The 10,240-nt window shown below is 49.9% G+C and carries 8 protein-coding genes and 7 tRNA genes; 14 read left to right on the top strand and 1 reads right to left on the bottom strand.

Annotation, left to right across the window (positions count from 1 at the left end):
• Positions 1 to 255 precede the first annotated feature (255 nt).
• The 7 genes from ACFVTB_RS15810 to ACFVTB_RS15780 all read left to right on the top strand — a co-directional run bounded on the left by ACFVTB_RS15810 (position 256) and on the right by ACFVTB_RS15780 (position 897).
• A tRNA-Met gene (locus tag ACFVTB_RS15810) sits at positions 256 to 332 on the top strand.
• Positions 333 to 340: 8 nt separating this feature from the next.
• Positions 341 to 416: transfer RNA gene (locus tag ACFVTB_RS15805), tRNA-Val, on the top strand.
• 19 nt (positions 417 to 435) lie between these two features.
• Positions 436 to 512 (top strand) — tRNA-Met (locus ACFVTB_RS15800).
• A gap of 29 nt (positions 513 to 541) precedes the next feature.
• Positions 542 to 618 (top strand) — tRNA-Asp (locus ACFVTB_RS15795).
• Positions 619 to 636: 18 nt separating this feature from the next.
• Positions 637 to 712, top strand: a tRNA-Phe gene (locus ACFVTB_RS15790).
• A gap of 10 nt (positions 713 to 722) precedes the next feature.
• Positions 723 to 807 (top strand) — tRNA-Tyr (locus ACFVTB_RS15785).
• Between the two features lie 14 nt (positions 808 to 821).
• Positions 822 to 897, top strand: a tRNA-Lys gene (locus tag ACFVTB_RS15780).
• Positions 898 to 1,931: 1,034 nt separating this feature from the next.
• On the opposite strand, the gene ssuE is transcribed toward ACFVTB_RS15780, so the two are convergent.
• Positions 1,932 to 2,486: an NADPH-dependent FMN reductase gene (gene ssuE, locus ACFVTB_RS15775; RefSeq protein WP_387750779.1), complete on the bottom strand. Its 555-nt coding sequence runs from the start codon at positions 2,484 to 2,486 to the stop codon at positions 1,932 to 1,934.
• 181 nt (positions 2,487 to 2,667) lie between these two features.
• Between ssuE and ACFVTB_RS15770 the strand changes: the two genes are divergently transcribed.
• The 7 genes from ACFVTB_RS15770 (at position 2,668) to lgt (ending at position 10,236) form a co-directional block, all read left to right on the top strand.
• The gene (locus tag ACFVTB_RS15770; protein ID WP_387750776.1) at positions 2,668 to 3,615 is read left to right on the top strand and encodes an MraY family glycosyltransferase; all 948 of its coding nucleotides are present in this window, start codon (positions 2,668 to 2,670) and stop codon (positions 3,613 to 3,615) included.
• 74 nt (positions 3,616 to 3,689) lie between these two features.
• Positions 3,690 to 4,841: a PucR family transcriptional regulator gene (locus tag ACFVTB_RS15765; protein WP_387750773.1), complete on the top strand. Its 1,152-nt coding sequence runs from the start codon at positions 3,690 to 3,692 to the stop codon at positions 4,839 to 4,841.
• An 88-nt stretch (positions 4,842 to 4,929) separates the two neighbouring features.
• Positions 4,930 to 6,051, top strand: coding sequence for an ABC transporter ATP-binding protein (locus ACFVTB_RS15760; protein ID WP_387750770.1), 1,122 nt, complete (start codon positions 4,930 to 4,932; stop codon positions 6,049 to 6,051).
• Between the two features lie 141 nt (positions 6,052 to 6,192).
• Positions 6,193 to 6,741 (top strand): sigma-70 family RNA polymerase sigma factor, encoded by a 549-nt coding sequence (locus ACFVTB_RS15755; protein WP_387750767.1) that lies wholly within the window; start codon positions 6,193 to 6,195, stop codon positions 6,739 to 6,741.
• A complete protein-coding gene (locus ACFVTB_RS15750; RefSeq protein ID WP_387750764.1) occupies positions 6,725 to 8,098 on the top strand; it encodes a DUF4179 domain-containing protein in 1,374 nt (457 codons plus the stop codon). The genes ACFVTB_RS15755 and ACFVTB_RS15750 overlap by 17 nt, the downstream gene beginning before the upstream one ends.
• A 122-nt stretch (positions 8,099 to 8,220) precedes the next feature.
• The gene (gene hprK / locus ACFVTB_RS15745) at positions 8,221 to 9,159 is read left to right on the top strand and encodes an HPr(Ser) kinase/phosphatase (RefSeq protein ID WP_387750761.1); all 939 of its coding nucleotides are present in this window, start codon (positions 8,221 to 8,223) and stop codon (positions 9,157 to 9,159) included.
• 75 nt (positions 9,160 to 9,234) lie between these two features.
• Positions 9,235 to 10,236: a prolipoprotein diacylglyceryl transferase gene (lgt, locus tag ACFVTB_RS15740; protein WP_387750758.1), complete on the top strand. Its 1,002-nt coding sequence runs from the start codon at positions 9,235 to 9,237 to the stop codon at positions 10,234 to 10,236.
• Positions 10,237 to 10,240: the final 4 nt, after the last annotated feature.

Below are 10,240 nucleotides of genomic sequence, written 5' to 3'. Positions count from 1 at the left end.
GGGGGTGGAAGCACAGCAATGTGTGGAGCTGACCAGTACTAATCGGTCGAGGGCTTATCCAAAATTCACTCGGTAACACGGGTGACGCTAAAAGAGATTCAAGACTTTCGCATCCAGTTTTCAGGGCGCAATTCCAATTGTGAGTCACTGACTAGTGCAGTGAAGAACAGTTAATGCGGACGGCATTTGGCGATGTCGATTCCTGATCATGCTTCGTTCCCGCTCGAAGCATGTGACATTATGCGGGACAAGCGTGGCGGTGTAGCTCAGCTGGCTAGAGCGTACGGTTCATACCCGTGAGGTCGGGGGTTCGATCCCCTTCGCCGCTACCATATAATTCGGAGGCTTAGCTCAGCTGGGAGAGCATCTGCCTTACAAGCAGAGGGTCGGGGGTTCGATCCCCTCAGCCTCCACCATATATTTGTTCGGAACTGGCGCGAGGTGGAGCAGTCCGGTAGCTCGTCGGGCTCATAACCCGAAGGTCACAGGTTCAAATCCTGTCTTCGCAACCAACTTTCTTGAACGAATAGGTAAAACATACGGAGCTGTGGTGTAGAGGCCTAACATGCCTGCCTGTCACGCAGGAGACCGCGGGTTCGAATCCCGTCAGCTCCGCCATTTTTTACAAAAGCATAAGGCTCGGTAGCTCAGTCGGTAGAGCAGAGGACTGAAAATCCTCGTGTCGGCGGTTCGATTCCGTCCCGAGCCACCATTTATGTTTTGGAGGGCTAGTGAAGTGGCTAAACACGGCAGACTGTAAATCTGCTCCTTTCAGGTTCGGTGGTTCGAATCCATCGCCCTCCACCATTTTCTCATCATGAGAGCCATTAGCTCAGTTGGTAGAGCACCTGACTTTTAATCAGGGTGTCGAAGGTTCGAGTCCTTCATGGCTCACCATTTTATGGACGTTAAACCCGCTAACTTCGGTTAGCGGGTTTTTTGCTGTTTATTTTGGTTTTTATTTTAGCATTAAATGAAGTGTAACAAACTTAGGCAGCGATATAGAAGCGATAAATTGTTTAAGCTGGTATAAATAAGTGTCCATACTCGTCTAGCCCCATCTAGCGTTCATTTAGTGCTCATTTAGTGCTCATTTAGTGCTTATCTAGTGCTCATCTGGGGTTCCATCTTACTCATTTTATCGGCTATGAGCGACTTCAGCCTGTTTGTTAGGATGACTTCCTAGATCTCAGTAGAAATAACTGCAAAAAGGCTGTTATTTTTATCTGTATCCGAGCTATTTGAAGGAATAACTGCGAAATTGCAGTTATTGGTTGTGATGAAGGGTAGTTTTATTGTTCAGGGCTCTAAATAACTGCAAAAAGGCAGTTATTCAATGTTTTTCTCGTCTGGATAGAGAAATAACTGCACTTTGGCAGTTATTTCGTATTATTAGGTCAGCCAGGGATTTCTGGTGGCCTATTTTTATAGGTGTTTTATGATGGCAATAGCCGAGAAAAACTTTGGCTCAAACTTCAAATCAGTGTTTGGCGGAAAAGGAGAGAGTAGCGAAGCGAAGAGTCAGAGGGATTCTGGAGAAACGAGAGTGGGCGCTTTTAAAGCAAGATTCCTACCGCACACATCAAAAAATAAAGGAATCAGGCTTCAATGGCGAGCGGAATAACCCTCTGAGCCGCAGCGCTTTCCCTCATTTCAAGCCAAGCACTGATTTCTGTTTTGGACTAAAACTTTTAGTAAAAGAAAAGGACACAAAGATAAGAATACACAAAAACCCAAAAAATAAGGTTTCAAAGATAAGAACTCAAAGATAAGAACTCAAAGATAAGAACTCAAAGATGAGAACTCAAAGATGAGAACTCAAAGATGAGAATACATAGAAAAGAACCCAAAAGAAAAGAACATAAAATAAAGAACATAAAAAAGCTCACATAAAAGAAGAGGCCGGCACGATGCCGACCTCTTCTTTTCCCTTATTTAGATGCGCGGTGCGCCAATTCCTCGACAATTTCTGCAACGGCGTTGTCCAGACGGCTGATCAGCTCGTCGTCCAACTGGAACTGCGATTCACCGACACCGGCGTCCAACCGTGCGATATGCGAATCGGTCGCATACACGCTGCTGCCGAAATGTCTCGCATTAAGCGAGGAGAGAACCGGCTTCAGCGAGAAGTCGATGGCTAGCAGATGGGCGAGCGTTCCTCCGATAAATAACGGAGTTACGAATTTGCCGTTAAACCCTTTTTGCGGCAATAGATCGATAAACGTCTTCAGTACGCCTGTAAAGGAAGCTTTATACACGGGGCTGGCGATTACGACAACATCGGCTGCTTCCACTTTGGCCGCTGCTTCGATAATGGCCGGGCTATCGAATTTGGCATGTATCAAATCCTCTGCAGGCAGCGAGGCTACGGCAATGTGCTCGAAGGAGATGCTTTTCTCGGACAATTGCTTTTCAACATATTCAGTAATGCCGGTCAACCGCGAGCCTGGGTTCGGGCTGCCGGAAAGGATAACAACTTTGGACATGGGATTCACTCCTATAATATAAAATAATTCCGATGCGCTAACTTTGAATAAATCCTACCATACCGTATAAGCAAGCGTCAACGAAATCGTGTAATGCTGTTTTTATTATTTTAACGCTTCCAGGGAACAATGTGAACCAAAGGCGCAAGATAAGGCCGCCAGCAAAGGGTGAAGCATAGGAATGACATATTGGATCGCTGCTGCCGCAAGCCTCGTTTTTGTACTGCTGCTTGTACCGATTGCCAGAAAGGCGGCGTTAAAATACGGGTTTGTCGACCGGCCCGGCACGCGTAAAATTCATCATAAACCAATACCGCTGCTAGGCGGATTAGCTATATATGCCGCCACGGCTGCGTCTATTTTACTCTTTAAAGGAATAACACCCTTAAGTTCAACCATTCTGCTAGGCGGTGCGGTGCTTGTTCTTATCGGATTAATGGATGATGCGACAAAAGCGAAAGGGAAAGAATTTCCGATATGGCCACGAGCAATTATTTATATCGCCGTATCGTTTTTCCCGGTATTGTTTCATATCCGGATTACAGGCATAGCCAATCCCGCCAACGGGCATTTTATCGCTTTCCCGGATTTGCTGTCATGGGGATCGACGGCGCTTTGGGTATTTGCCCTAATCAACATGATCAACTTCATTGACGGCGCGGATGGATTGGCATCAGGCGTATCCACCTTGTCGGCTGCGACGCTGCTTGTAGCTGCCCTGCTCAAGGGACAGCCCGACACCGCTTTGCTGGCCGCGATCGTTTGCGGCGTCTGTGTAGGCTTTCTTGTCTTTAATTTTCATCCCGCCAAAATATTTATGGGCGACGCAGGAGCTACCTTTCTCGGCTATACGCTTGCCGTGATCGCCATCGACGGTGCGTTCAAGAAAGCGACATTCATTACGCTCCTCGTGCCTTTGCTGGCGCTGGGGCTGCCCATTCTTGATACGACAATTGTCATGCTGAGAAGGCTGTTCTCTGGAAAAGGTTTGGCTACTGCCGATAAGCTGCATACGCATCATACCTTGATGCGCTGGGGCCTTAATCAAGTGCAGACCGTTTCGTTCATGTATTTGATCGCCGCTTTGTTCTCGCTGCTCTCCATTCTCCTTTTGCTTGCGGTGGGCTGAAAAAGCCCAAGGTGTTATGTTAAACTTAAAGGAGAAGCACAAACAGGAGTTGGAGAGATAGGAGACAGGCGAATATGAGCACATCAGATTGGTTAACTCCGCTTGAGCACATACTGAATTGTCCGGTCCGTTACATGACAATGCCAATATCCGAATGGGAAGAGCGGCTGCGCGGCGCCGACCTCGTGTTGCAGCCGGACGGCGGTGCGGATCAGCCGAATCCCGCTGAAGGCAGCCGTTTGGAGAAGGAAGGATCAACTTGGATCGTTGCGCGCCATGCAGGCAAGACGATCGATGTGCTGCAGATCGACTGCGGCGGACTGCAGCCCAAACAGATGGAGCTGATCAGTTGGATGCTGCAATGGAACGGCCAGCGACAGCTGCCGAAGAATGCAGCCGCTGTTCTATCCGAGAGCGAGTCGATTGCTCTGAAATTAAGCGAATGGATTCAACAGCAGCTCGTTTCTGATGAGCCGTCTTATTCCATTCCCGATCATTTGACAGGCGGGGGCAGGCTCTTTGCCGACATGATTCCGTTCCTGCTCGTGACGGAGTCGACCAACACGCGGCAGGCCGCATACGCGGAACTGGAGCGATTGCTTCGTTCATTTTTGGCGGACGACATCTTGCTCATCCCTCTTGCCAATCAGGAATGGCTCATTTGGGGGCCGGTTTCCTTGCTAAATGATTCTGATTCCGAATTTGCCGACGACGAAGAGGAAGAATCCCAAGAAGACAGTCTTGCTTCGATTTGCAACGGTTTGCACGAAATGCTGGCTAGCGAGTGGATTGGGGAATGCCATCTGGCGGTCAGCCATCCGATCAGTCCGGCCAAAGGCATCGTTGAGACGACGGTGCTGCTGCGTGAAACGATCAATCTGGGACGAAAATTCCATGTCGGCACGAATATTCATTTGCCATGGATGCTGCAATTGGAGCGATTGCTTAACTCGATCCCGGAAGCGCAGCGCTCCCGTTACTTGGAGCATTCGCTGAAACGAAGCGAGCTGTTCGTTGAGGCGGAAATGCTGGCGACGCTCGAAACCTTTTTCATGCTGGACTGCAACGTCAGTGAAACAGCCAAGAAATTATACATTCATCGCAACACGCTGCTGTACCGCCTCGACAAGCTGAAACAGGAGACAGGGCTTGATGTCCGCCAGTTTCGGGATGCTGTATTGGTCAAAATTATATTGCTATTGTACAAAGTCACGAAAAGGAATTAGTTTTTTTGTACAGTTTGTGCATAGTCAGCGGACTGGGCTGTGGGATAAGATATAGGCATAACGAAATTTCTTTTAGGGGGAAAAACACATGGCAGGCGTACGCTTAGAAGGCATTTACAAAAAATACCCGGGTTCCGACAAAGCATCGGTAACTGACGTTAACCTCGATATTAAGGACAAAGAGTTTCTCGTATTGGTCGGTCCGTCCGGTTGCGGTAAATCGACGACGCTTCGTATGATCGCTGGTCTCGAAGAAATTTCCGAGGGTAAATTGTTTATCGGCGACCGTCTTGTGAATGACGTTGCTCCTAAAGACCGCGACATCGCGATGGTATTCCAATCCTACGCGTTGTACCCGCACATGAACGTATATCAAAACATGGCTTTCGGCCTTAAACTTCGTAAATTCAAAAAAGCGGACATCGACAAACGCGTTCGTGAAGCCGCTAAAATTCTCGATATCGAGCACTTGCTCGACCGTAAACCAAAAGCACTCTCCGGCGGTCAACGTCAGCGTGTCGCTCTGGGCCGCGCTATCGTACGCGAACCGCAAGTATTCTTGATGGACGAACCGCTTTCCAACTTGGACGCGAAACTTCGTGGTCAAATGCGTGCGGAAATTTCCAAACTGACGAAACGTCTGGAAACAACGACGATCTACGTAACGCATGATCAGATCGAAGCAATGACGATGGGCGACCGTATCGTTGTTATGAAAGACGGCTTCATTCAACAAACAGCTTCTCCGGAAGAGCTTTACAACCATCCGGTAAACATTTTCGTAGCAGGCTTCATCGGCGCTCCTTCGATGAACTTCATCGCTGGTACGGTTTCTGAGCAAGGCGGATCGCTGAAATTCAAAGCGACTGGCGTTGACGTTGCGATTCCTGAAGGCAAAGCAGCTGTTCTGCGTTCGAAAGGCTATGTAGGCAAAGAAGTTATTCTGGGCATTCGTCCTGAAGACCTTCACGAAGAGCCTGTATTCCTGGAAGCTTCCCCGAACTCGATCGTGAACGCGAACATCGAGGTTGCTGAGAACCTTGGTCACGAAATGTACCTATACCTGAACGGTATCGGCACTGAAACGGTTATCGCTCGCGTAGACGGACGTTCCGCGCTTCGTGATGGCGCTACTGTTAAGCTTGCTCTGGACATGAACAAAGTTCATTTGTTCGACAAAGAGTCCGAGCTGAACATTTTCGAAAACTAATCATTACGTTATTCCAAGGCTGTCTCCCGTTCGGGGGGCAGCCTTTTTTATTTTATATCGAAGAAAAACAAAACCGTTTTTGGGACTCAAGCGTCTAATGCGTAGTAACTTACAGCTGAGTCGCGTGAAAGGAGCGGACCTATGGAATTAGATGAGCTTGCCGCTGCGGCTGTCAAAGGCGACGAAGAGGCGCTGCTGCGGAGGATCGACTATGACAAACGCAAGCTTTACGGGATCGCTTTCGCTTATATGCGCCATGAGACGGATGCGCTGGATGCGATCCAAGAGACGGTGTGCCGTGTCTGGGCGAAAAGACGAAGCTTGCGCGATCCGAAGCTGTTCACTACTTGGACGGTACGTATTTTATTGCGAGTATGCATGGATGAACGGAAAAAGCGAAGGAGAGAGCGCCCGTCTTCGGCCGCCCTGTTTCAATCCACACCTACAGGAAACGTGCTGGAGGCAGCCGCAGGCAGACTTGATATGGAAGCGCAACTGGATCGTTTGAAGCCGCATTATCGTATGGTTGTCGTACTGAAATATTATCGCGATATGACGATTACCGATATAGCTGAGCTAATGAATAAACCGGATGGAACGATTCGAACTTGGCTGCATAAAGCGCTGCGCATACTGCGGCGAGATCTGTTAACCGGAAAGGAGGAAGTCGGGCATGAGGTTAGAGGCTGATACGGAGAAGAATAGAGATCATCCAGACGATCGGGATTTTCAAAGTGACCGCGAGCAGCTTGAGCAAATAGCAGATGAGACAAGCGAGGATAAGCTGGACGAGGCTATTCGCACCGGACTGCAGCGGGGAACCGTTCGCCGCCGAAAACAGCTGCGAGGATGCAGGGGCGTGCAGACGCTTCTGGCAGTCATGTGCGGTTTGATGCTGCTGACGGCATTTGTACGACTGTCTCCCGGTTTTGCAGCTTTGCTTCGAGAGATTCCGGGCTTTGGCGGATTCGTAACGTTCATTGAGAGAGATCAGACATTGAACCTTGCGATCAACAACCGATTTGTACAGCCGGTTAATCTGTCCGACGAGAGGAACGGATACAAGCTGACTGTGCAGGGCATTATCGCTGACGAACAGCGGCTGGTCATCCTTTTTTCGGGAGAGGGGCCGGGTATTACCCGGAGCACTCAAATGGGTGACTATCAACTGACAAGAGCAGACGGTGAGCAGTTAGGAGGGTCCATTTCATTTGGTTTTAGCTACCTCGTCTCGGAGGAGAGCAAGGACAAACCGGGGCTTTACGACATGTTCGACGTTAACTTGATGAATGGCTATGCGATGCCTGATCAAGTGCGGTTGGAATTAAAGCTGGGGGAAGAGATGCTAAGTGTGGACATTACGGTCGATAAGAGCCGATTCGAGCATCTGACGGAAACGGTAGAAATCCATGAAAGCTTTGAAATGGACGGTCTGCGTTTTGAGCTGGAGAAAGCTATTATTACGCCTTTGCAAACCCGAATTATATTCACGGAGGATCCTAGCAACAAGGCTCGTCTGAACCATTTCGTGAACGCAGCATTAATCGATGAGAAGGGAAGGCGAATGACGCCGACTGGAGGATTCGGCTCTTCATCCTTATTGTTTCACAGTCCTTATTTCGACAAGCCCAAACGGCTGACATTTACTGCCGACGGCGTCCTGTCGAGTGAGAAAGGCAAGAAGCTGGTCATTAATACCGAGACAGGACAGACGTTGGAGACGCCGGATCAGAGAGTTCGTCTTGAAGGCCCGGCGGAGAACGGAAGCTTCAAAATCACGTTAAACGGACTGACACAGCCGGAGAGCCTGCTAGGCTATTGGGTAATCGAACCGAGGGCAAGCTTCACGGATGCGTTGGGACGTACTCACCAGCTGGCGGACTTTCCGGGCACAAGAACCACCATTGCAATTCAGCCAACGGAAACAGGAGCTAACGCTTGGGCTTACTACGATTTGCCCTATGAAGATTTCGCGCAGCCGTTAACGTTCGAGGTTTATCAGTATCCGCATTATCAAGAACGGCCGATTGCCGTTGACATTAAATAGACCGAATTAGCGCCGGGCGACGTACCAAACGTTGCGTTCGGCGCTTTTTTCCTATACGATGAAGTCATTGGAAAATATCTTCTATAACAGACATATAGCATGGCAGAAGAGGAGGCCGTACGGTGGCTAAAAAAGTGCGAGTATCGGAGCTTGTCCAGCAGTTCACGCTGGAAATCATCTCGGGCGAAGACGGTCTGAAGCGGTCTATTACGGTAGACGATCTGTACCGTCCGGGGCTGGAGATGGCCGGCTACTTCGATTATCATCCAAGCGAGCGCGTGCAGCTTCTCGGCAAAACGGAATTGACGTTTCTAAGCACGCTTACGTCGGAGGAACGGAAGCACCGTCTGGAGCAGCTGTGCCACGACGATACCCCCTGCATCATTATTACTAGAAAAATGGAACCGCCGCAGGAACTGGTGGAGTATTCCAATCGAACGCAAATTCCGGTCCTGCGAAGCGGCGTAGCGACGACCATACTGTTCAGCCGGATCACCGACTTTTTGGAGAAAAAGCTGGCGCCTACAGCGACGATTCACGGCGTTCTCGTCGATATTTACGGAGTCGGCATGCTGATAACCGGCGGAAGCGGCATAGGTAAAAGCGAAACCGCGCTGGAACTCGTCAAGCGCGGACATCGGCTCGTCGCCGACGATGCGGTTGAAATCCGGCAAACATCCGATTTGCAGCTGCATGGCAGCGCCCCTGAGCTGATTCGCCACTTGCTGGAGATTCGCGGTCTCGGCATCATCAATGTGATGACGTTGTTCGGAGCGGGTGCAGTGCGGAACAACAAGCGGATTTCACTCGTTATTCGGCTTGAGAACTGGCAGCAGGACAAGCAGTATGATCGCCTTGGGCTAGACGAGGAGAAGACGCGCATTATCGACACCGATATCCCGCTAGTAACGGTGCCGGTGCGTCCCGGACGAAATCTCGCGGTCATTATCGAAGTGGCGGCGATGAACTACCGGTTGAAGCGGATGGGCTACAACGCCGCGCTGCAGTTTACGAACAAGCTGACTGAGACGATCGCGGAAGATGTGGATGATTACGATTGATTGATAGAATAGGATGTCAGGCTTCGGGCGAGCTTCATACGCACGAAGCCTGATGCAAATAAAGGAGCATATGTCATGAATTTAATGGTCAATCCAATTGCTTTCTCGATCGGATCATTGTCCGTTCGCTGGTATGGCATCATTCTTGGTACGGCCGCGCTTATCGGCTTGCTGCTCGCAGTCCAGGAAGGGAAGCGCTTCAAAATCAAGCCGGACTTCTTCATGGATTTGCTGCTGCTCGGCGTTCCGTCTGCCGTCATCGGCGCGCGGATCTATTACGTCGCATTTACGTGGGATCAATACAAAGATAATTTTTGGGACGTTTTTAAAATATGGGAAGGCGGCATCGCCATTTACGGCGCGTTAATCGGCGCCTTCATTTGCGGTTTCTTTTATTTCCGTTATAAGGGCTATCCGTTCTGGCGGCTGGTCGACATTTGCGCCCCTTCGCTGCTGGCTGGTCAAATGATTGGCCGCTGGGGCAACTTCATGAACCAAGAGGCGTACGGCGGTCCGGTAGAAGAAAGCTTTTTACGGAATTCGCTGCATTTGCCGAATTTTATCGTTGAGCAGATGAATATTAAAGGAGAGGGCATCTTCCATCATCCGACTTTCCTGTACGAGTCGATGTGGAGCCTGGTCGGAGTCATTCTGTTGTTGGTGCTGCGCCGTCAAAAGTTTCTGCGCGCAGGCGAGCTGGTAGCCAGCTACTTCATCTGGTATTCGATCGGCCGCTTCTTTATCGAAGCGCTGCGTACGGACAGCCTTGCTTTCAAAGGGCCGCAATGGCTCGTTTCGCTGATGGACGGCCTGTGGTCGCCAATGACGCTCGTATTCGAGCAAGGTCATCTTGATCCTGCTTACGGCAACGTTCGCATATCTCAGCTGCTCGCTTTATTGCTGGTTGTGGCGGCGATCATCTTTATCATTGTGCGCAGAGTGACCGGTGCGGCATCGGATCGTTACAACGATCCGATTATCTCGACCAAAGAGCAGCCGGCTGCTCTTGAAAGCGCAGCTGCAGCTGCAGCCAACCTGGAGAAAGAGACTCCTACAAAAACGGACAATGGACAATAAGGGT

Source organism: Paenibacillus sp. NPDC058071 (assembly GCF_042885235.1).
Classification (GTDB): domain Bacteria; phylum Bacillota; class Bacilli; order Paenibacillales; family Paenibacillaceae; genus Pristimantibacillus.
Note: the sequence above shows the minus strand (reverse complement) of the source record. Positions and strands in the feature narration are given on the sequence as shown.